This is a genomic window from Variovorax sp. YR566 (assembly GCF_051992195.1).
Taxonomy (GTDB): Bacteria; Pseudomonadota; Gammaproteobacteria; order Burkholderiales; family Burkholderiaceae_C; genus Variovorax.
Genome location: NZ_CP197092.1, coordinates 2,079,141 through 2,099,397 on the forward strand (window position 1 = coordinate 2,079,141; position 20,257 = coordinate 2,099,397).

At 67.4% G+C, this 20,257-nt stretch carries 17 protein-coding genes; 11 read left to right on the plus strand and 6 right to left on the minus strand.

Translation table 11 applies throughout. From position 1 onward, the window contains the following. Nucleotides 1-148: 148 nt before the first annotated feature. Nucleotides 149-2,992 carry a phosphoenolpyruvate carboxylase gene (gene ppc, locus ACTG4X_RS09610; protein WP_093049367.1) on the minus strand — a complete coding sequence of 948 codons (2,844 nt, stop codon included), beginning with the start codon at nt 2,990-2,992 and terminating at the stop codon, nt 149-151. A 112-nt stretch (nt 2,993-3,104) separates the two neighbouring features. On the opposite strand from ppc, the gene hemC reads away from it, so the two are divergent. Genes hemC through ACTG4X_RS09630 form a run of 4 tightly spaced genes read left to right on the plus strand, consistent with a single transcriptional unit; the run spans nt 3,105 to nt 7,187 of the window. Continuing rightward, on the plus strand, nt 3,105-4,010 hold the full coding sequence (gene hemC, locus ACTG4X_RS09615) for a hydroxymethylbilane synthase (protein WP_256328816.1): 906 nt from the start codon (nt 3,105-3,107) through the stop codon (nt 4,008-4,010). A gap of 16 nt (nt 4,011-4,026) precedes the next feature. Further along, nucleotides 4,027-4,800, plus strand: a complete 774-nt coding sequence (locus tag ACTG4X_RS09620) for a uroporphyrinogen-III synthase (protein ID WP_440533690.1) — start codon at nt 4,027-4,029, stop codon at nt 4,798-4,800. Beyond that, nucleotides 4,797-5,897 (plus strand): uroporphyrinogen-III C-methyltransferase, encoded by a 1,101-nt coding sequence (locus ACTG4X_RS09625; RefSeq protein WP_440533691.1) that lies wholly within the window; start codon nt 4,797-4,799, stop codon nt 5,895-5,897. Before ACTG4X_RS09620 ends, ACTG4X_RS09625 begins: the two co-directional genes overlap by 4 nt. 6 nt (nt 5,898-5,903) lie before the next feature. Then, complete coding sequence (locus tag ACTG4X_RS09630; protein ID WP_093075608.1) at nt 5,904-7,187, plus strand: heme biosynthesis protein HemY; 1,284 nt, start codon at nt 5,904-5,906, stop codon at nt 7,185-7,187. Nucleotides 7,188-7,193: 6 nt separating this feature from the next. Here the strand turns inward: ACTG4X_RS09630 and ACTG4X_RS09635 are convergent, their stop codons facing one another. After that, nucleotides 7,194-8,756, minus strand: coding sequence for an MFS transporter (locus ACTG4X_RS09635; protein ID WP_440533692.1), 1,563 nt, complete (start codon nt 8,754-8,756; stop codon nt 7,194-7,196). Between the two features lie 122 nt (nt 8,757-8,878). On the opposite strand from ACTG4X_RS09635, the gene ACTG4X_RS09640 reads away from it, so the two are divergent. Then, entirely contained in the window at nt 8,879-9,745 is an 867-nt protein-coding gene (locus tag ACTG4X_RS09640; RefSeq protein ID WP_093049383.1) for a LysR family transcriptional regulator, read from the plus strand. A 46-nt stretch (nt 9,746-9,791) separates the two neighbouring features. Here ACTG4X_RS09640 and ACTG4X_RS09645 read toward each other — a convergent pair whose 3' ends face one another. Beyond that, a complete protein-coding gene (locus tag ACTG4X_RS09645; protein WP_440533693.1) occupies nt 9,792-12,989 on the minus strand; it encodes an Rne/Rng family ribonuclease in 3,198 nt (1,065 codons plus the stop codon). 562 nt (nt 12,990-13,551) lie between these two features. Between ACTG4X_RS09645 and ACTG4X_RS09650 the strand changes: the two genes are divergently transcribed. Genes ACTG4X_RS09650 through ACTG4X_RS09665 form a run of 4 tightly spaced genes read left to right on the plus strand, consistent with a single transcriptional unit; the run spans nt 13,552 to nt 16,718 of the window. Next, entirely contained in the window at nt 13,552-14,652 is a 1,101-nt protein-coding gene (locus tag ACTG4X_RS09650; RefSeq protein WP_354337307.1) for an RluA family pseudouridine synthase, read from the plus strand. Then, a complete protein-coding gene (locus tag ACTG4X_RS09655) occupies nt 14,645-15,316 on the plus strand; it encodes an HAD family hydrolase (RefSeq protein ID WP_093049389.1) in 672 nt (223 codons plus the stop codon). Before ACTG4X_RS09650 ends, ACTG4X_RS09655 begins: the two co-directional genes overlap by 8 nt. Nucleotides 15,317-15,328: 12 nt before the next feature. Further along, a complete protein-coding gene (locus ACTG4X_RS09660) occupies nt 15,329-15,700 on the plus strand; it encodes a Rieske (2Fe-2S) protein (RefSeq protein WP_440533694.1) in 372 nt (123 codons plus the stop codon). 1 nt (nt 15,701) lies between these two features. Continuing rightward, nucleotides 15,702-16,718, plus strand: a complete 1,017-nt coding sequence (locus tag ACTG4X_RS09665) for a S49 family peptidase (RefSeq protein ID WP_093049395.1) — start codon at nt 15,702-15,704, stop codon at nt 16,716-16,718. Between the two features lie 4 nt (nt 16,719-16,722). Here the strand turns inward: ACTG4X_RS09665 and ACTG4X_RS09670 are convergent, their stop codons facing one another. The 3 genes from ACTG4X_RS09670 to ACTG4X_RS09680 are packed head-to-tail and all read right to left on the minus strand — an operon-like array spanning nt 16,723 to nt 19,222. Next, complete coding sequence (locus ACTG4X_RS09670) at nt 16,723-17,874, minus strand: MFS transporter (RefSeq protein ID WP_440533695.1); 1,152 nt, start codon at nt 17,872-17,874, stop codon at nt 16,723-16,725. 2 nt (nt 17,875-17,876) lie between these two features. Then, nucleotides 17,877-18,644, minus strand: a complete 768-nt coding sequence (locus tag ACTG4X_RS09675; RefSeq protein WP_093172182.1) for an SAM-dependent methyltransferase — start codon at nt 18,642-18,644, stop codon at nt 17,877-17,879. Further along, nucleotides 18,641-19,222, minus strand: coding sequence for a Maf family nucleotide pyrophosphatase (locus tag ACTG4X_RS09680; RefSeq protein ID WP_093075596.1), 582 nt, complete (start codon nt 19,220-19,222; stop codon nt 18,641-18,643). The genes ACTG4X_RS09675 and ACTG4X_RS09680 overlap by 4 nt, the downstream gene beginning before the upstream one ends. Nucleotides 19,223-19,304: 82 nt before the next feature. Here ACTG4X_RS09680 and ACTG4X_RS09685 point away from each other — a divergent pair, with 82 nt between their 5' ends. Together ACTG4X_RS09685 and rpmF are read left to right on the plus strand one after the other, a co-directional pair. Then, on the plus strand, nt 19,305-19,862 hold the full coding sequence (locus ACTG4X_RS09685; protein WP_097199803.1) for a YceD family protein: 558 nt from the start codon (nt 19,305-19,307) through the stop codon (nt 19,860-19,862). Between the two features lie 155 nt (nt 19,863-20,017). Further along, the gene (rpmF, locus tag ACTG4X_RS09690; RefSeq protein WP_007830466.1) at nt 20,018-20,200 is read left to right on the plus strand and encodes a 50S ribosomal protein L32; all 183 of its coding nucleotides are present in this window, start codon (nt 20,018-20,020) and stop codon (nt 20,198-20,200) included. The last annotated feature ends 57 nt before the right edge of the window (nt 20,201-20,257 follow it).

The window sequence follows — 20,257 nt, forward strand, 5'->3', positions numbered from 1 at the left end:
GTAACGACTTCGAGCTGCCGCGCGATTGCGAGAACTGTGAACGTGTCCGACCGTACCCTTTTAAATGACCTTACAGGTGCCTGATTGCCGATGCCAGACGTAGGAAAGGGCGCCGAAGCGCCCTTTGCCGTGGTCGGAATGGGTGTGGTCAGCCCGTGTTGCGCAGCCCCGCCGCCACCCCGTTGATCGAGATGTGGATGCCGCGCTGCAGCCGCTCGCCGCCGTCGCCCGCGCGGTAGCGCCGCATCAGCTCGACCTGCAGGTGGTGCAGCGGGTCGATGTACGGAAAGCGGTGGCGCACCGAGCGTTGCATCTCGGCATTGCCTTCGAGCCGCTGCTTCGCGCCGGTGATGAGTGTGAGTGCGTCGGAGGTGCGGTGCCATTCGGCATCGATCATCGAGAACACCTTCTGGCGCAGCTTGCGGTCGGTGACCAGCTCGGCGTAGCGCGAAGCCAGCGCAAGGTCACTCTTTGCCAGCACCATGTCCATGTTCGACAGCAGCGTGCGGAAGAAGGGCCACTGCTCGTACATGCGCTGCAGCAATGCCTGGCGCTCCTTCTTCCCCGCAGCCGTGCCCGCTGCGGCGAGGAACTGTTCGACGCCCGAGCCGAAGCCGAACCAGCCAGGAATGGTGAGGCGGCACTGGCCCCAGCTGAAGCTCCACGGCACCGCGCGCAGGTCGTCGATCTTGTGGCTGGGGTTGCGCGAGGCGGGGCGCGAGCCGATGTTGAGCTCGGCAATTTCGCGGATCGGCGTGGAGCCGAAGAAATAGTCGCCGAAGCCCGGGGTTTCGTAGACCAGCTTGCGGTACGCGGCCATGCTGGCGGTCGACAGTTCGCCCGCAGCGGAGAGAAAGGTGGCGGGCGCCGACTTGCCCTGCGGCAGCAGCGTGGCTTCGAGCGTGGCAGCCACCAGCGTTTCGAGGTTGCGCCGGCCGATCTCGCGGTTGGCGTACTTCGAGCCGATGACTTCGCCCTGCTCGGTCAGGCGGATCTGGCCGCGCACCGTGCCGGGCGGCTGCGCGAGGATGGCCTGGTAGCTCGGGCCGCCGCCGCGTCCCACGGTGCCGCCGCGGCCATGGAACATGCGCAGGCGAATGGGGTTGGCCTTCTTCTTGTTGAGCTCGTCGAACAGCGACACCAGCGCGATGCCCGCGCGGTACAGCTCCCAGTTGCTGGTGAAGATGCCGCCGTCCTTGTTGCTGTCGGAGTAGCCGAGCATCACGTCCTGCTCGGCGCCCGAGCGTTCGACGAGCGCCTGGATGTTCGGCAGCGCATAGAAGGCGCGCACGATGGGCGCGGCGTTGCGCAGGTCTTCGATGGTTTCGAACAGCGGCACCACGATCAGGTCGCAGGTTGCGTTGCTGTCCATCGCGCCGCGCAGCAGGCCCACTTCTTTTTGCAGCAGCAGTGCTTCGAGCAGGTCGCTCACCGTTTCGGTGTGGCTGATGATGTAGTGGCGGATGGCCGCGGCGCCATAGCGCGCACGCGAAACGCGGGCGGCGGCGAAGATGGCCAGCTCGCTCTTCGCAAGCGGCGAGTAGTCGGCGTCGGGCACGCGCAGCGGGCGGGCGTCGTCGAGCAACCTGAGCAGCAGCGTCTGCTTGGCCTCTTCGGCGAGCGATGCATACGAGGGCTCGATGCGCGCGGTGGCCAGCAGCTCGGCGATCACCGCCTCGTGCTTGTCGGAGCTCTGGCGCAGGTCGACCGTGGCCAGGTGAAAGCCGAACACTTCTACCGCGCGAATCAGCGGCAGCAGGCGCGGCGCGGCAAGCACGGTTCCGTGCTTTTCTTCGAGCGATTCGGCCACGGTGCGCAGGTCGGCCAGGAACTCTTCGGCCGTGGCGTACGGGTTCTGCGGCGCGACGGCGTGGCGCGCGGCCTCGCCGCCGGTGAGCTCGCGCAGCGTGGCCGCAAGGCGCGCATACACACCGGTGAGGGCGCGGCGGTAGGGCTCGTCCTTGCGGTGCTCGTTGGTGTCGGGCGAGCGTTCGGCCAGCGCCTGCATCTCGACCGTCACATCGACCAGCGTGGCCGACAGCGACAACTCGCCGCCCAGGTAGTGCACTTCGGTGAGGTAGTGGCGCAGCGCCAGCTCGCACTGGCGGCCCAGGGCGTATTCGAGCGTCTGGGCGGTGACGTTGGGGTTGCCGTCGCGGTCACCGCCGATCCACTGGCCCATGCGCAGGAAGGGCGCGACCGATGGCGTGTGGCCACCCTGGGCGAGGGCTTTTTCGAGGTCGGCGTACACGCGCGGAATCTCGCGCAGGAAGGTGGCCTCGTAGTAGCTCAGCGAGTTCTCGATTTCGTCGGCCACCGTGAGCTTGGAAAAGCGCAGGATGCGCGTCTGCCAGATCTGCGTGACGCGGGTGCGCATCTGCGTTTCGTTCTCGGCAAATTCGAGCGGCGAGAGCGCGTCCTTGCCGCCCGCATAGGCGCTCTGGCGCAGCCTGATCTCGTCGCGCACGGTGAGCAGTTGCGCGATGGCGCGCTCGGCATCGAGGATGCTCTTGCGCTGCACTTCGGTCGGGTGCGCGGTGAGCACCGGCGAAACGTAGCTGTGGGCCAGCGAGGCGACGATGTCGTCGGGCTTCACGCCGGCCTTGCGGATGCGCGCGAGTGCGGTCTGCAGGTCGCCTTCGACGCTTTCGCCAGCGCGTTCCGTTTCCGTGCGGCGGCGGATCTGGTGGCGGTCTTCCGCGAGGTTGGCCAGGTGGCTGAAGTAGGTGAAGGCGCGAATCACGCGCACCGTCTCGGCCGCGCTCAGGCCCTTGAGCAGGTTCTTCAGCGCGCGGTCGGCGGCGTGATCGGCATCGCGGCGGAAAGCCACGGACAAGGTGCGGATCTTTTCGACCAGCGCGTAGGTTTCGTCTCCTTCCTGCTCCCGGATCACGTCGCCGAGGATCCGGCCCAGCAGCCGGATGTCGTCGATCAGTGGCTGGTCTTCGGTCTGGCGGCGCTTGGGGGGAGCAGGGGTCTTGCTGGCTTTCATTCGATGTTTGTCCTGGACTTTTTGACTTCTTGAATGGATGCGCCGCCTGCGTTGTTGCGGCGCAACATGCTAGCATTCCGGCGGTTTAGAACATGTACTTTTGGAACCGGTCTTGAGCAATATCGTGATCGCCACGCGCGAAAGCCGCCTGGCACTGTGGCAAGCCGAACACGTCCGGGCGCTTTTGCAAGAAAAGGGCCATACGGTCAGCCTGCTCGGCCTGACGACCACCGGCGACCAGATCCTCGACCGCACGCTCAGCAAGGTGGGCGGCAAGGGGCTCTTCGTGAAAGAGCTCGAACTCGCGCTCGAAGAAGGGCGCGCCGACATCGCGGTCCATTCGCTGAAAGACGTGCCGATGGACCTGCCCGAAGGCTTCGCGCTGGCCTGCGTGCTGGAGCGCGAAGACCCGCGCGACGCGCTCGTCTCCCCCCGCTATGAATCGCTCGACGCGCTGCCGCAGGGTGCGGTCGTCGGCACTTCGAGCCTGCGCCGCGTGGTGCTGCTGCGCGCGCTGAGGCCCGACCTGCGCATCGAACCGCTGCGCGGCAACCTCGACACCCGCCTGCGCAAGCTCGACGAAGGGCAGTACGACGCCATCGTGCTGGCTGCGGCCGGGCTCAAGCGGCTGGGGCTGGAAAGCCGCATCCGCGTGGCCTTCGATCCCGACACCATGCTGCCGGCCGCCGGGCAGGGCGCATTGGGCATCGAGGTGCGCGCGGACCGTGCCGAACTCATCGAACTGCTGCGCTCGCTGGCCCACCAGGGCGATTGGCTTTCCACCGCCGCCGAGCGCGCTGTGAGTCGCGCGATGGGCGGCAGCTGCTCCATGCCGCTGGCGGCTCATGCACGCTGGCAGGCCGACGGCGCGCTGCGCATCGACGCCGCTTGGGGCGATCCAGAGGGCAACGCGCCGCTGGTGAAGGTGCATGCGCTGGCGCAGGCCGGCGATTTCGCGCAGGCCGATGCGCTCGGCGAGCGCGCCGCGGCGCTGCTGCGCGACGCCGGGGCCCACTGAGATCGGTGGTCATCGTATGACCGCCCGCCCCGTCATCGTCACGCGGCCGGCGCGCGAGGCGGCGCAATGGGTGAGTGACCTGCGCGCCGCTGGGCTCGATGCGGTGACGCTGCCGCTCATCGTGATCGCGCCAGTGGTCGATGCCAAACCGCTGCGCACGGCGTGGCGGCAGTTGGTGAATTACGCGGCGCTGATGTTCGTGAGCGCCACGGCCGTCGAGCATTTCTTCCAGCACAAGAACGCTGCCGATACGCTGGCAGGGCGCCGCTTCTGGGCCACGGGCCCAGGCACCACGCGCGCCTTGCTTCGCGCCGGCGTGCCGTCGGAGCTCATCGACGCACCACCTCCTGAGGCCACGCGTTTCGACTCCGAAGCGCTGTGGGAGCGGGTGCAGGCCCAGGTGTCTGCCGGCGTGCGCGTGCTGATCGTGCGTGGCGGCGACGAAGCCGGGCACCCCACAGGGCGCGACTGGCTCGCCAATGAAATCGATGTCGCGGGCGGCCATCGCGACACCGTGGTGGCTTATCGCCGGTTGCCGCCGTCGCTGGATGTCGTACAACGTCGGCTGGCCATTGATGGCGCCGAAGGCCGCGCGATCTGGCTCTTCAGCAGCTCAGAGGCCATCGGCAATCTGCAGCGTGCGATGCCCGGTGTGCAATGGCATGCCGCGAGTGCGGTCGCCACGCATGCACGAATCGGCGAAGCCGCGCGGGCCGCGGGTTTCGGGGCGTTGCGTGTATGCACACCACTGCGGGATGCGCTGATCGCGTCTATAGAATCCTTGGCATGAGCGCCGCGTCCCCGTCAGACGATTTTTCCTCTCCTTCCCCAACCGCTGCCACGGCGCCGGTGCCCGCCACGCTGGCACCGCACCAGACGCCGGCCGCACAGGCAGCAGGGGCGCTGATCCTCTCTCGCATCGCATTCGGCCTCGTGGCCCTCGTGGCGCTGGCCGCCTTGCTGATGGCGATCGCGCTGTGGCAGAAGGTTGGCGGCATGAAGGAACAGCTGGCACGCCAGAGCGCCGATGCCATCGCGCAATCGATGGAGGCGCGCACGCTGGCCCGCCAGGCAAGCGACACCGTTCGCGAGGCCTCGGCCCGCGTGGCTCTGGTCGAAACCCGCGTGGCTGAAGTCGCGCTGCAGCGCTCGCAGCTCGAAGAACTCATTCAAAGCCTCTCGCGTTCGCGCGATGAGAACCTCGTGGTCGACATCGAGTCGGCCGTGCGCCTTGCCCTGCAGCAGGCACAGGTCACCGGCAGCGTCGAGCCGCTGCTGGCTGCGCTGAAGGCCGGCGACGTGCGCATCGCGCGAGCCGCGCAGCCGCGGCTGACGCCACTGCAGAGGTCCATGCAGCGCGATGCCGACCGCCTGCGCAGCACTGCAAGCACCGACAGCGCCGAAGCGCTGCAGAAGCTCGACGAACTGATGCGCGGCGTGGACGACCTGCCCACGCTCAACGCCGTTGCCGTGCGCGGCACCGGCACCAACGCCTGGCAGCCCGAGCCGATTCCCGCCGACGCGCCGTGGTGGCGCCGCGTGCTGCTCACCGTGCGCGGCGAGGCCCGCTCGCTGGTGCGCGTCGGCCGCATCCAGAGCCCGGAGGCGATCCTGTTGGCGCCCGAGCAGTCTTACTTCCTGCGCGAGAACCTGAAGCTCAAGCTGCTCAATGCGCGCCTGTCGCTGCTGTCGCGGCAGATGGAGGCCACGCGCGGCGAGCTGTCGCAGGTAACTGCCTCGCTCAACCGCTATTTCGATCCCGCATCGCGCCGCACCCAGGCCGCCGCCACGCAGCTGCAGCAGCTGCAGGCGCTGGTGAAGACGTCCGAGCCGGTCCGCATCGACGACACGCTCGCGGCACTGGCCACCGCCGCAGCAGGACGCTGATCGGACATGCGCGCCGCAATCTGGCTCCTCGCGCTGTTCGCTGTTGCAGCAGCAGTCGCTCTTTTCGCAGGCAACAACCAGGGCACGATCACCGTGTTCTGGCCGCCCTGGCGTGTCGACCTGTCGCTGAATCTCGTGCTCGTGATCCTGCTGGTGGCCTTCGTGCTGATGCACGTGGCTTTGCGTGCGCTGGCAGCACTGTTCTCGCTGCCGACGCAGGCGCGCCAGTGGCGGCTGCAGCAGAAGGAGCGCACGCTGCATGCAGCTCTGCTCGATGCGATGGTGCAGCTGATCTCGGGTCGCTTCTCGCGTGCACGCAAGGCCGCGCAGGCCGCGCTCACGCAGGAGAAAACGCTGTCGGCGCTCGGCGCCAGCCTGCCGCAGGCGCAGCAGGTGCGCGTGCTGTCGCACCTGCTGGCGGCCGAGAGCGCACAGGCCCTGCAAGACAAGCCAGCACGCGACGCGCATCTGCAGCAGGCCCTCAACGAAAGCGCCGACCGCGCCGTGCTCGCCAGCCCGGAGACGCGCGAAGGCGTGCAACTGCGCGCGGCGCGTTGGGCGCTCGAAGACCGCGATGCAGCCGCAGCGCTCGCGCGGCTCGAAGAACTGCCGCAGGGCGCGCAACGCCGCACGCTCGCGTTGCGCTTGCGGCTCAAGGCGGCACGGCAGGATCGCCGCACGCTCGAAGCGCTCGAAACCGCGCGCCTGCTGGCCAAGCACCGCGCCTTCTCTGATGCCGCGGCACAGAGCATCGTGCGCGGGCTGGCGACCGAGCTGCTGACGGGCGCGCACGATCCGGCACAGCTGCTTCGCGCGTGGACTGAGCTCGATGCCAATGAGCGCGACATGCCCGAAGTGGCGATTCACGCGGCCCAACGCATGGTCGCGCTGCGTGGCGACCTTGCTCTGGCCCGCGGCTGGCTGCTGCCGGCCTGGGAGCGCATGGTGGCCAATCCGCGCGCGCTCGGCGATGCGCTGCGCGTCAAGCTGGCGCGTGCGCTCGAAGCGGGGCTCGACTCGGTCGATGCCGACTGGCTGGCGCGCATCGAAAGCGCGCAGCGCAACAACCCGCGCGACCCGAACCTTCAGTACCTCGCAGGCATGGCCTGCATGAAGCGCCAGCTGTGGGGCAAGGCCCAGCAGCTGTTGACACAGGCCGGCCTTGGGCTGCAGGACACCGATCTGTACCGTCGCGCCTGGCTCGCCTTGGCCCAGTTGGCCGAAGACCGCGACGATGCAGAGCAAGCCGCCGAGGCGTGGAAGCGCGCGGCGCAGATCGAGAACACCTGAGCGTTTTCAGGGGCAGGACCTCTCGGCGTGCAGGCCCGATGACCGCGCCAGTGGCTTGCCACTGCCGAAGATCAGCAGACTGACGCCGGCCAGCACCCAGACGCCGACTCCCCCGTAGAGCATCACCAGTCCGAAGCTGTTCACCAGCGCCGCATGCACGACGGCACCGGACGGGTCCGCCTGCGACAGCGCCGGAAAGCCTTCGGCAAGCGATGCGAAGTTGCCGGCCGCGATCTTTTCCGCCAGCGCGCGCAATTGCATTGCGTCCAGCGATGCCGACAACGCGCCGCGCAGATGCGCATGAACGCCTTCGAGCAGGATGAAGCCCATCAGCGCGATGTTGATGGCCAGCGTGATCAGCCGTGCGCTCATGTCCATGCCCGAGGCCATGCCTGCGCGCGAACTCGGCACCGAACCTGTGGTGGTGTTGGTGACGGGCGTGTTGGTCAGGCCCAGCCCGATGCCGGCCAGCAGGCAGCCGGGCAGCATCGTCATCCAGCCTGCGTGGGCCATGCCGCTGCCATAGCGCATTGCCATGAAGCCGAGCCCGATGACGAACAGGCCCGCGGGAATGACCGCGCCGGGCCGGTAGCGCAGCGACAGCCGCTCGGCCAGCGGCGGCAGCACGAGCGTGGGCAGCGTGTAAGCCAGCAGTGCCGAGCCGGCCGTGACCGCGTCGTAGCCCAGCGCGCCCTGGAAGTAGATCGGCAGGTAGATCATGAACGGCCAGAAGCTGAAGTTCATGCCGATGGAGCCGATGATCGAACCCGAGAAATTGCGAATCTTGAAGACCGAGAAGTCGAACATCGGATGCGGGTTGATCTTTTCCACCCACAGGAAGAGCGCGAAGCCCGCGGCCGACGCCGCGATCACGCCGATGGCCAGCGGGCTCGCAAAGCCGAGACCCGGCCCCTGCGTGATGAAGTACGTCAGGCCCAGCACCGCAAGCGACAGCGTGACGATGCCAGGCAGGTCGAGCTTTTGCGCATCGGGGTCGCTCGACTCTTCCACGCTGCCGAGCACCAGGGCAGCGGCCACCGCCGCCAGCGGCACATGGACTAGGAACACCCACTGCCAGTTCGACAGCGCCACGATGGCACCGCCGATGATCGGCCCGAACCCCAGGCCCATGCCGAAGACCACGCCCCAGATGGCGAAGGCCTTGCTGCGTTCCTTGCCTTCCTGGAACTGGTGCGAGAGCACGGCGAGCTGGCAGATCAGCATCGCGCCGCCGCTCAGGCCCTGGAGGAAGCGGCTGACGATCAGCACCGGCGCGCTCTGCGCCAGCCCGCAGGCCAGCGAGGTGAGGCCGAAGAGCACCACGCCGACGACGAGGAGGCGCTTGCGGCCGTAGCGGTCGGCAAGGGTGCCCGCGGCCATCAATACCGTGGTGCAGGCGATGGTGTAGGCGTTCATGATCCACTGCATGTCGCTGAAGTCGGCGTGCAGTGCCTGTTCGAGCGTGGGAAGAATGACCGGCACGCTGGAGATTTCCAGGCCGAACATCAGGGCAATGAGGCAGATCGCGGCCAGCGCGACCCGGTTCTTGCCGGTATGGGAGAGAGGCATCGGAAGTCTTTCGGGAGTCTTTGGCAAAGAGGTTCGGGCGATTCTGGGGAAGGCCTCTTCATGATGGAAATGATTTAATTTCCTAGAATCCATGACGATTCATCATTGATTGGGTGATTGCCATGGATTTCGACCCTGCGCTGCTGCGAGCCTTCGTGGCCGTCAAGGAAACCGGCGGCTTCACGCGCGCCGCCCAGCGGCTGCACCTGACGCAGTCGGCCATCAGCCACCAGATCCGGCGGCTCGAAGAGCAGGTGGGCCGGCCGCTGCTGCATCGAACGACACGCCGCCTCACGGTGACGGAAGACGGCGAAGACTTTCTTCGCTATGCGCAGCAGATCCTCGACACGCTCGACACGATGACGCGGCGTTTTCAACCCTCGCTGATCTCGGGCGTGGTGCGCTTCGGCGCGCCGGACACCTTCATGGGCGACCGGCTGCCGCCGCTGCTCTCGCAGTTCGCGCGCTCGTTCCCCGCCACGCGCATGGAAGTCAGCGTGAGCATGCACCTCGACTTTCGCGCAATGATCAAGGCGGGCGAGCTCGACCTCGCGGTGGTGATGTCGCCGGCCGATTGCGAGGAGGGCACGCGCTTGCGGCGCACGCAACTGGTGTGGGTGGCGGCTGAGACTTTCGAGCCGCCCGCCGGCGCGTCGCTGCCGCTGGCGTACTTTCCGAAGCCCTGCGTCAACCGTGAACTGGCCGGCGCAGCGCTGGATGCGACGCCGGTCGACTGGCACGTCGTGTTCACCTCCGCGAGCCAGCATGGCATTCGCGCGGCCGTGCTGGCGGGGCTGGCCGTGACGGTGCTCACGCGCGAGGACGTGGAGCCGGGCATGAAGATCGTCGACGGCCGCTATGGCCTGCCGCCTTTGCCGAACGTGGATTTTTCGCTTATCTGGAGCGAGGGCGGCAAGACGGAATGCGCCTGCCGGTTCGGCCAGCTGATCCTGGAGATGCCGGAACTGCCGGCGCACGACAAGGCATAAAAAAACGGCGCCACTGGCGCCGTTTTTACTTAGGAGCGTGTGTCGCTCAGAGGCTGCGTTGCCGCTCTTGCTCGAACGGCAGCGACATCGAACCGAGGTCGCGGCGGGTTTCGACCAGCACCAGCGGGCCCTCGTCGAGCACAACCACCGGTGGGCGTTCGCGCGGCACGTGCACCGGCTTCGGCTCGGCTTCGATGGCGGCGCGTGCTTGCGCGATGCGTTCGGCATCCGAATTGACCCACTGCAGGCCCGAGCTCTCGGCGATCTGCGCGAGCTCGTTCAGCGGCAGTTCGAAAGGCTGGACCTTGGGCAGTGCGCGGCCGTTGGCAGCGACAGGTGCCTTGGCGCTTTCGACGACGATCGGCGCAGCTGCTGCCACGACAGCCGGTGCCGGCGCAGGGCGCTCGGTGCGGACATGCTGCGGTGCTGCCACGGGTTCTCGGACTTCCGGTGCCGCAGCGGCTTCGACTGCTTCGAAGCGTTCCGACGCCAGCGGCAGTTGCTGCTGCGGGGCTTGCTGCTGTGCATCGCCCGTGGCTTCCGTTGCGGCGCCTTCGGCGGTGGCTTCGGCTTCATCGCGCGGGCCGCGTTCGCGGCGGTCACGGCCGTAGCGGTCACGCGAACGGCCGCGGCGCTCGTCGCCTTCGCGGCGCGGTGCCTGCTCGTTGCTGCCGTTGATGCTGGCTTCGCCGCCTTGATCGACATCGGCTGCTGCGGCTTCGGCGCCGCGTGCATCCGCTTCGGCTTGAGGCGCGTCGTTGCGGCGTTCGCGGCGGCCGTCGTTGCGGTCGCCACGCGGTGCGCGCTGCTCGTCGCGGCCGTTGCGGGGCTGGCGTTGCTCGCCTTGTGCGGCGCCTTCGCCGGCTTCGGCATTGTTGCGTTCGCGGGCGCCGTTGTTGTCGGCGCCATTGCGTTCGCCACCACGTTCACCGCGCTCGCCACGTTCACGGCGTTCGCCGCGGGCGCGGGGTGCGCGTTCTGCTGCGTTGCCTTCATCGCCTGCAACGGCGCCCGGCGCCAGTTGCTGGGCTTCGAGGTTGACGTTGCCGTCGAGTGCTTCGGCCGGTGCGTTGTTGCGACCTTCGCGGCCTTCGCCTTCGCGGCGCTCGCCACGACCGTTGCGGCGTTGTTCGCCGTCGCGCGGTGCGCGCGCTTCACGCGGCTCGCGGGGCTCACGCTGCTCGCGCGGTTCGCGTTGTTCACGCGGCTGGTTGGCGGCGTCGTTGCGCAGTTCGCTGCTGCGGCCTTCACGGCCTTCACGGCCTTCGCGACCTTCACGGCGCTCGCCACCACGGCCGCCACGGCGTTCGCCGTCGCGACCGCCGGAGCGTCCGCCGTTCTCGCCGCGGCCTTCGCCGCCGCGGCCGCCACGGCGCTGTTCGCCGTCACGTGCGCCGCCGCGTGCTTCGCCGTCGCGGCCAGGACGGCCGTCGCGACGGGGCTTCGGTGCCTCGACCGGGATCGCGGACGGCGCAGGCGCCGCAGCGGGGGCCGGCGTGCCGCCGAACAGGTTCTTGATCCAGGCGAAGAAGCCGGTCTGCGCCGGAACCGGTGCGCTCACCACGGGCGGTGCGACCGGTGCGGGTGCTGCTGCGACAGGCGCACGCACTGCTTCGGGCTTGGGCGGCACCACGGGCGCGGGCGCATCGGGCAGCACGCCCTTGATGACCGGCGTCTGCTTGTTGGTGGGCTCTTGCGAACGGCGCGTGACCGAGGTCGGGTCTTCGATCTCGTCGGCCATCTTGTAGCTGGCTTCGATGTGGTCGAGGCGCGGATCGTCGTGCTTCAGGCGCTCGAGCTTGTAGTTCGGCGTTTCGAGCGTCTTGTTGGGCACCATCAGCACGGTGACGCGCTGCTTGAGCTCGATCTTCGCGATTTCGGGGCGCTTTTCGTTCAGCAGGAATGAGGCGACTTCCACGGGCACCTGCACATGCACGGCGGCCGTGTTGTCCTTCATGGACTCTTCCTGGATGATGCGCAGGATCTGCAGCGCGCTCGATTCGGTGTCGCGGATGTGGCCCGAGCCGCCGCAGCGGGGGCAGGGGATCGACGAGCCTTCGGAGAGTGCGGGCTTCAGGCGCTGGCGGCTCATTTCCATCAGGCCGAACTTGCTGATCGAGCCGAACTGCACGCGGGCGCGGTCCTGACGCAGCGCGTCGCGCAGGCGGCTTTCGACTTCGCGGCGGTTCTTCGACTCGTCCATGTCGATGAAGTCGATGACGATCAGGCCGCCCAGGTCGCGCAGGCGCATCTGGCGGGCCACTTCGTCGGCGGCTTCGAGGTTGGTGCGGGTGGCGGTCTCTTCGATGTCGCCGCCCTTGATGGCGCGGGCCGAGTTCACATCGACCGAGACCAGTGCTTCGGTGTGGTCGATCACGATGGCGCCGCCCGAAGGCAGCTGCACGGTGCGGGCGTAGGCCGATTCGATCTGGTGCTCGATCTGGAAGCGGCTGAACAGGGCCGCGTCGTCGCGGTAGCGCTTCACGCGGGCGGCATGCTCGGGCATGACGTGCGCCATGAACTGCTGCGCCTGGTCGTAGATGTCGTCGGTGTCGATCAGGATGTCGCCGATGTCGTGATTGAAGTAATCACGGATGGCGCGGATGACGAGCGACGATTCCTGGTAGATCAGGAAGGCACCCTTGCCGCCCTTGGCCGCGCCGTCGATGGCGGTCCAGAGCTTGAGCAGGTAGTTCAGGTCCCACTGGAGTTCGGACGCGATGCGGCCGATGCCGGCGGTGCGCGCGATGATGCTCATGCCCTTCGGGTACTCGAGCTGGTCCATCGCCTCCTTGAGTTCAGCGCGGTCGTCACCCTCGATGCGGCGCGAAACGCCACCGCCACGGGGGTTGTTCGGCATCAGCACGACGTAGCGGCCGGCCAGCGAGATGAAGGTGGTGAGGGCCGCGCCCTTGTTGCCGCGTTCTTCTTTTTCGACCTGGACGGTGAGTTCCTGGCCTTCGCGGATCGCGTCCTGGATGCGGGCCTGGCTGGCAGACACGCCCTCGGCGAAATATTGCTTGGAGATTTCCTTGAACGGCAGGAAGCCGTGGCGGTCTTCGCCGTAGTCGACGAAACAGGCTTCGAGCGAGGGCTCGACGCGCGTCACGACGGCTTTGTAGATGTTGCCCTTGCGCTGTTCGCGCCCTTCGATTTCGATTTCGTAGTCGAGCAGTTTCTGCCCGTCGACGATGGCCAGGCGGCGTTCTTCGGCCTGCGTGGCATTGATCAGCATCCGCTTCATGATGCGTTGTCCTTATATGTATCGTTCTACCGGCCCTTGATGGGCCAACGATGCACGGACGACGCCCGCGAAACCAGGGAATTGCCGCTTGGGCCCCGGATGCTGTTCACTGCCGCGCCAGGCGCGAGCAGGCCTCTCGAGCGTTAGCTCAAGAAGACAGCCGGGGTGGGGGCGCGTGGATGGGCGCGAGCCAGATTCGGTGTTGGCCAGCTATCTTTTTGATAGCTGGTTGCGCAAGAGTGGCGCACGCTGCCAACGATTCAATGCCTGAGGCCACTGGTCGAAACCAGGTTGGCCAGCGCAGGCACATTTGAATCAGCAGCATCAACACAACAAGGGACTCGCTTCGATCCGCCGGCAGCTTGGAAGCTGCAGGCTGGGTATTCCGTATCGGTGTTTCGTGGGTGTCGGCTTGACTTGGGTGCCTGGTCTGCCACTTTGCGCAATTGCGCGGGGTTTGCAGCTCGGCGCCAAAGCGGCATCGACCTCACAGCGCCGTCCTGGGTATTTGATGGCAGTGGACTAAACTTCTGTCTAATCAAGCACTTACATGACCGCGCTGGTGAAAAACATTATAGGTGCGAAGCAAGGCCCCGCGGCTGCTCCAAATCCCGCAGGCCAAAAAGCCCCAGGCGAAGCCGGGGCGCCGCATTCGGCCATCACATTCCTCACGGTCGACGCCGAATCTGCCGGGCAGCGGCTCGACAACTTCCTTTTCCGCCATCTGAAAGGCGTTCCGAAGACGCACGTCTACCGGATCATCCGGTCGGGCGAGGTGCGCATCAACAAGGGCCGGGTGCAGGCCGAAACCCGTATCGAGGCGGGCGATGTGCTGCGACTGCCACCGATCCGCATCTCGCCGCGCGCTGAAGAGGGCGGCACCCCGCCGGCACCGGCGCGCGAATTTCCGGTGCTGCTCGAAGACGAAGCCGTGCTGGCCATCGACAAGCCGGCCGGCGTGGCCGTCCATGGCGGCAGCGGCGTGAGCTTTGGCGTGATCGAGCAACTGCGCACGGCCCGGCCCGCCGCCAAATTCCTGGAACTGGTGCACCGGCTGGACCGCGAAACCTCCGGCATCCTGCTCGTCGCCAAGAAGCGCAGCGCGCTGGTCGCGCTGCAGGACCAGTTCCGCGAACGCGAAACCGGCAAGACCTATCTGGCGCTGGTCGAAGGCGCCTGGCCGGCCAACAAGAAGGTGCTCGACGCGCCGCTGGCCAAGTATTTGCTGCCCGACGGTTCCGGCGCTGGCGCCGGCGAGCGCCGCGTGCGCGTGGTCGCCAAGGACCATCCGGACGCCATGCGCGCCGTCACGCTGGTGCGGGTGCTGGCGCGGCTCTCGCTGCCGGGCGATGCCGCGCCGCTGTCGTTGCTGGCAGTGACTATCAAGACCGGGCGCACGCATCAGATTCGCGTTCACCTCGCGTCGGCCGGGCATCCGATTGCCGGCGACGACAAGTACGGCGAGTCCGAACGCCAGCGCGCATTTCAGAAACTTGGCCTCAAGCGCATGTTCCTGCACGCCTGGCGGCTGCAATTCAACCATCCGGCCAGCGGCGACCGCGTGGCGCTGCAGGCCGACCTGCCGCCCGAGCTGCACGCGCTGATGCCGCCCGCTGCCCTCGAGGCACTGGCCCAACATCCCACTCCCACGGCCCATGACTGATTCTTCCAGACCTCTTCGCTTCGACCTGATTGCCTTCGACTGGGACGGCACGCTCTATGACTCCACGCGCCTGATCGTGCGCTGCATCCAGGCCGCGGTGATCGACGTCGGCGGTGCCAAGCCGAGCGAGAACGACGCCGCCTGGGTGATCGGCCTCGGCCTGGCCGAGGCGCTCGCGCGTGCGGCGCCCGACGTGCCGAAAGAAAAATACCCGGAGCTTGGCGCCCGTTACCGCTACCACTATCTTCAGCACCAGGACGACCTCGTGCTGTTCGATGGCGTGCTGCAGATGCTCGATGCCCTGCGCGCGCGCGGCCACAAATTGGCCGTGGCCACCGGCAAGTCGCGCCGCGGCCTCAATGAGGCGCTCAAGTCGGTCGCGCTGCGCGACCGCTTCGATGCCTCTCGCACTGCCGACGAAACCTTCGGCAAGCCGCATCCGCGCATGCTGCTGGAATTGATGGAAGAACTCGACGTGCCGCCGGAACGCACCCTGATGATCGGCGACACCACGCATGACCTGCAGCTTGCGCAGAACGCCGGCTGCGCCAACGTGGGTGTGAGCTACGGCGCGCATGAACCCGCCAGCTTCGACGAATTCAAGCCGCTGCACATTGCGCATTCGGTGGCCGATCTCGAAGCGTGGCTTCTCGGAAACGCCTGAAAAAGTCCCGCCATGAGCGACGAAGAACGCATCCCGTTGTGCAATACCGCGGACCTGGTCGAAGGCAGCCTGGCCGTGCCCTTCGACGTGGTCTATGGCGGAGAAACCTGCCGCGCCTTCGCGATACGTTTCGAGGGGCAGCCGCATGCGTTTCTCAACCGGTGCAGCCACGTCGCGATGGAACTCGACTTCCAGCCCGACCGCTTCTTCGACGACACCGGCCAGTGGCTGCTGTGCGCGACGCACGGCGCGGTCTACAAGCCCGACACCGGCGAGTGCGCGGGCGGGCCGTGCCGCGGCGGCCTCGTGAAGATCGCCTTGAGCGAGCATGACGGCGTAGTGCACTGGCATACTGGCTGGAACCTTCACCCCCTGACCTTCTGACATGACCGACCCGAACCGAACGGAACCCGCCGGGTTCGAACCATTTGAGCCGGCCCCTCCCACGAATATGGCCAAAGATCCCACGCAGCGCCCCGGTTGGGAGCGCGCCACCCTCGAAAAGCTCGCCTTCGCTTCGTTGAACGAACAGAAGGCCACGCGCCGCTGGAAGACCTTCGTGCGGCTGTCCTGGCTTGCCTTCTTCGTCTTCCTGGCGTGGTTCGCGCTCTCGCGCAGCGCGCCGAGCACGGCCAAGACCACGGCGCACACCGCCGTCGTCGAGATCAAGGGCGAAATCGCCAATGGCGGGGATGCGAGCGCAGAGTTCGTGGTCGCCGCGATGAAGACGGCCTTCGAGGACGAAGGCGCCAAGGGCGTGGTCCTGCTGATCAACTCGCCCGGCGGCAGCCCGGTGCAGGCCGGCATCATCAACGACGAGATCAAGCGCCTGAAGGCCAAGTACAAGAAGCCGGTCTATGCCGTGGTCGAGGAGACCTGCGCCTCGGCCGCCTATTACATTGCCGCCGCCGCAGACAAGATATATGTCGACAAGGCCAGCATCGTCGGCAGCATCGGCGTGCTGATGGACGGCTTCGGCTTCACCGGCGTGATGGAGAAGGTCGGCGTTGAGCGCCGCCTGCTGACCGCCGGCGAGAACAAGGGCTTCCTCGATCCGTTCAGCCCGATGAGCGATGCGCAGCGCGCGCACGCGCAGACGATGCTCAACCAGATCCACACGCAGTTCATCAATGTGGTGAAGGCCGGCCGTGGCGACCGCCTGAAGCTCGACACCCCCGGCCTGTTCAGCGGCCTGTTCTGGAGCGGCGAGCAGGCTGTCGAATACGGCCTGGCCGACCAGCTGGGCAACGTCGACTACGTGGCCCGCGAAGTGATCAAGGCCGAAGAGGTGATCGACTACACGCGGCGCGACAACGTGGCCGAGAAGCTGGCCAAGAAGTTCGGCGCGGCGATGGCTGAAACCACGGTGCGGCTGATGCACACCGCGCCGGCCCTGCGCTGATCTCTTATTTGTTTTCGCCGCTGGCGGTGTATCGCGCAGATGCCGCCAGCGCCGCGGCGAAGACCACGACGACATAGAGCGCGGCGGTCAGCGAGGTCGCCCGCGCCAGCAGCCCGATCACTGCCGGGCCTGCCATGAACCCCAGATAGGCCAGGGCCGAGACCGACGCAATGCCGCGTGCGGGCTCGATGCCTGGAACTTTCGCCGAGGCCGAGAACAGGATCGGCACCACGTTCGCAAAGCCGACCCCCACGCCCGCGAAGCCGACCAGCGCCAGCCAGGGCAGGTCGGTGATGAGCACCAGCGCCATCGACGCCGCGGCCAGCAGGCCGCTGCCGAGCAGCAGCGTGCTCGGCGAGAAGCGGGCGCGCAGCGCGTCGCCGCCGAAGCGCGCCGCGGCCATCGCGGCCGAGAAGCTCGCATATGCCAGAGCCGCCTGTTGCTGGGGACTGCCGATTTCCTGCTGCATATAGAGCACGCTCCAGTCGTAGATCGCGCCTTCGGCGATCAGACCCAGCGCGGCCAGCACGCCCAGCACCGCGAGCGTGCCGCGGGGCAGCAGGAAGCCGTGATCGGCCTCGGTGGCGCCGCTGGTGGCGGGGCGGGGCAGCATGCGTGTCGAGGCTACGGCAACGAGCAGCACCATCACGGCCGAGACCAGCAGCAGGTGCGCCTGCGCGCCGAGCCCGGCCGCCAGCGCGGCGCTGCCGCTCGCGGCACCGGCCATGCCGCCCAGGCTGAACATGCCGTGCATGCCGCTCATCAGGGGCGTGTCGCCGTGCAGTTCGAGTTGGGCGGCTTCGGTGTTGATCGAGACGTCGAACACGCTGGTCACGAGGCCGAAAGCCGCCAGCAGAACCAGCAGCGCGGCATAGCCGGGCATCGCGATCAGGCCGGCCAGCAGCAGTGCATAAATGCAGCCGCAGATGCTGGCTACACGGCGCGGGCCGTGGCGGCCGATCCAGCGGCCTGCACTGGTCAGGCCGAACATCGCACCGGCACCGGCCGCGAGCATCGCCAGCCCGAGCTGGGCTTCGTCGATGCCGTAGTGCGCCTTGACCGTGGGCACATGCACGCCCCAGGTCGCGAAGATGAAGCCGGCGGCAAAGAACTGCGCGCGCGATGCCCAGCGCGTGGCTGCGGTAACACCCACCATCGTCAGCGGCCGATCGCGAACACGGCGGGCAGGCGTTCGTCTGTGGTGGCTTGTGGCTTGGCGCGCCAGGATTTGACCGTTTCGCTGCGTACGTGGGCGGAGGCGAGCGTCAGGCCGCGCGCCACGGCGAGCCGGGTGTTGTGCTGCAAGGTCTGCACGAGGGCCTGCAGCAGCGCGGCGTTGCGATAGGGCGTCTCGATGAACAGCTGCGTCTGGCCCGACTTGAGCGCGAGCGCTTCGAGCTCGCGGATGCGGGTCTGGCGCTCGCTGGCGTCCTGCGGCAGGTAGCCGACGAAGGCAAAGTTCTGGCCGTTGAGTCCGCTCGCGGCCAGTGCGAGCAGCAACGAGACCGGGCCGGTCAGCGGCACCACGGTAAGGCCCAGGTCGTGCGCGGCGCGCGCCACCGAGGAGCCCGGGTCGGCCACCGCTGGCATGCCTGCCTCGCTCAACAGGCCGATGTCATGGCCTTCGAGCGCAGCGGCCAGCAGGGGGCGGGCGTCGAACTGGCCTGCGTGATCACCTTTCTTGTGCACTTCGCGCGGCAGTTCCTGGATGTTCTGCGCCTGCAGCGCAGCGGCCAGTGGCGCCACTTCGTCGATGCGCTTCAGGTAGGCGCGCGCGGATTTCGCGTTCTCGCAGATCCAGTGGGTGATGCCGGCGGCCGTCTGCAGCGTGCCCAGCGGGAGGGCGTCTTGCAGCGGGGCTTGCACGTCGCAGCCGAAGTCGAGCGGCGCGGGAACGAGGTAGAGCTTGCCTTTTTGTTGTGTCACAGCAGATCGACCCCCGCGGCGCGTAGCATCTGGCAGGTACGGATCAGCGGCAGGCCGACCAGTGCGGTCGGGTCGTCGCTGTCGATGGCGCTCAGCAGCGCGATGCCGAGGCCTTCGCTCTTGGCGCTGCCGGCGCAGTCATAGGGCTGCTCGGCCTGCAGATAGTGTTCGATGGCGGCGTCGCTGAGGTCGCGGAACACCACGCGCACGGGCGCGATGTCGCGCTGGACGAAGCCGGTGGCCTTGCAGACGACGGCCACGGCCGTCTGGAAGATCAGCGTCTGGCCGCGCATGCGGCGCAATTGGGCAGTGGCGCGGGCATGGTCGCCGGGCTTGCCCAGCGCCTCGCCGGCCAGGTCGGCCACCTGGTCCGAACCGATGACCACGGCTTCTGGGAAGCGGGTGGCCACGGCGTTGGCCTTTTCCAGCGCGAGGCGCACGGCCAGGTCGTGCGGCGTTTCGCCGGGCTGGGGCGTTTCGTCGACTTCCGGCGAGTGCACATCGAAGGGCAGGCGCAGGCGGGTGAGCAGTTCGCGGCGGTAGCGCGAGGTCGAGGCGAGGATCACGGTGCGTTGCATGGTGACGATTGTGCGTGAGCCGCCCAGAACTCTCAGGTATGCCCCAAGCCGGTGAGATGGCCGGCACGCTAGACTGGCGTGGATGAAGAGAGAATTTGCCCCCGAACGGCTCAATGTGCCCGGCTTTACCGCCGCTGCCGCCACCCTGGAAGCCGCCGATCCGGTTCCAAACTATGTACGCCTGGTCGCCGAATTGGCCGTCCCGGCGCCCGACGCGGTGGTCCGATGGGAGGCTCACGGGGAAGAGCGCCCCGGTGCGGATGGCAAGGCCGCGCCCTGGCTGCACCTGGAGGCTGAAGCCACCGTGCCGCTGGTCTGCCAGCGTTGCCTGTCGCCGGTCGACACGCTGCTTTCCGTGGATCGCTGGTTCCGTTTCGTGGCCGACGAGGCCACTGCCGAGGTGCAAGACGAGGAATCCGAGGAAGACCTGCTCGTCGTGAGCCGGGATTTCGACCTGCGTGCCCTGATCGAGGACGAGCTGCTGATGGAAATCCCCGTCATGCCCGTTCACGATGTCTGCCCCACGCCGGTGCAGCTTTCGTCCAGCGACGAGGACTTCAAGGCGGCCGAAGAGGCCAAGCCGAACCCCTTCGCAGTGCTCGGCGCGTTGCGTTCGCGCAAGCCCGAAGAGGGAAAGTAGCCCTTTCCCGCAGGCTGGGCTATAATCATGGGCTTCGCGCGCGCCGCCGTGAGCAGCAGTACAGATAAAGGCATTCCATACATGCCGTTAAATTTTTTGTATTGCCACCGCTTGAGCCCGCATCCAATCACTCACCTAACAGTCCAGGAGCCATCATGGCCGTCCAGCAAAACAAGAAGTCGCCTTCCAAGCGCGGCATGCACCGTTCCCACAATGCGCTGGTCGTGCCCGGCATCGCCGTGGAACCGACCACCGGCGAAACGCACCTGCGCCACCACATCAGCCCCAACGGTTTCTACCGTGGCCGTCAGGTGCTCAAGAACAAGTCCGAAGCCTGATCTCGCATTCCAAGGCCAAGGCCCGAAGCTACTTCTGCTGTAGCGTCGGGCCTTTGT

Bases quoted from the DNA above. Each gene is read 5' to 3' on its own strand.
- rpmF (WP_007830466.1), top strand. From the start codon at position 20,018: ATGGCCGTCCAGCAAAACAAGAAGTCGCCTTCCAAGCGCGGCATGCAC.
- ACTG4X_RS09660 (WP_440533694.1), top strand. From the start codon at position 15,329: ATGAGCGACGAAGAACGCATCCCGTTGTGCAATACCGCGGACCTGGTC.
- ppc (WP_093049367.1), bottom strand. From the start codon at position 2,992: ATGAAAGCCAGCAAGACCCCTGCTCCCCCCAAGCGCCGCCAGACCGAA.
- ACTG4X_RS09665 (WP_093049395.1), top strand. From the start codon at position 15,702: ATGACCGACCCGAACCGAACGGAACCCGCCGGGTTCGAACCATTTGAG.
- ACTG4X_RS09670 (WP_440533695.1), bottom strand. From the start codon at position 17,874: ATGGTGGGTGTTACCGCAGCCACGCGCTGGGCATCGCGCGCGCAGTTC.
- ACTG4X_RS09640 (WP_093049383.1), top strand. From the start codon at position 8,879: ATGGATTTCGACCCTGCGCTGCTGCGAGCCTTCGTGGCCGTCAAGGAA.
- ACTG4X_RS09620 (WP_440533690.1), top strand. From the start codon at position 4,027: ATGACCGCCCGCCCCGTCATCGTCACGCGGCCGGCGCGCGAGGCGGCG.
- ACTG4X_RS09685 (WP_097199803.1), top strand. From the start codon at position 19,305: ATGAAGAGAGAATTTGCCCCCGAACGGCTCAATGTGCCCGGCTTTACC.
- ACTG4X_RS09625 (WP_440533691.1), top strand. From the start codon at position 4,797: ATGAGCGCCGCGTCCCCGTCAGACGATTTTTCCTCTCCTTCCCCAACC.
- ACTG4X_RS09645 (WP_440533693.1), bottom strand. From the start codon at position 12,989: ATGAAGCGGATGCTGATCAATGCCACGCAGGCCGAAGAACGCCGCCTG.
- ACTG4X_RS09635 (WP_440533692.1), bottom strand. From the start codon at position 8,756: ATGCCTCTCTCCCATACCGGCAAGAACCGGGTCGCGCTGGCCGCGATC.
- ACTG4X_RS09680 (WP_093075596.1), bottom strand. From the start codon at position 19,222: ATGCAACGCACCGTGATCCTCGCCTCGACCTCGCGCTACCGCCGCGAA.
- ACTG4X_RS09630 (WP_093075608.1), top strand. From the start codon at position 5,904: ATGCGCGCCGCAATCTGGCTCCTCGCGCTGTTCGCTGTTGCAGCAGCA.
- ACTG4X_RS09655 (WP_093049389.1), top strand. From the start codon at position 14,645: ATGACTGATTCTTCCAGACCTCTTCGCTTCGACCTGATTGCCTTCGAC.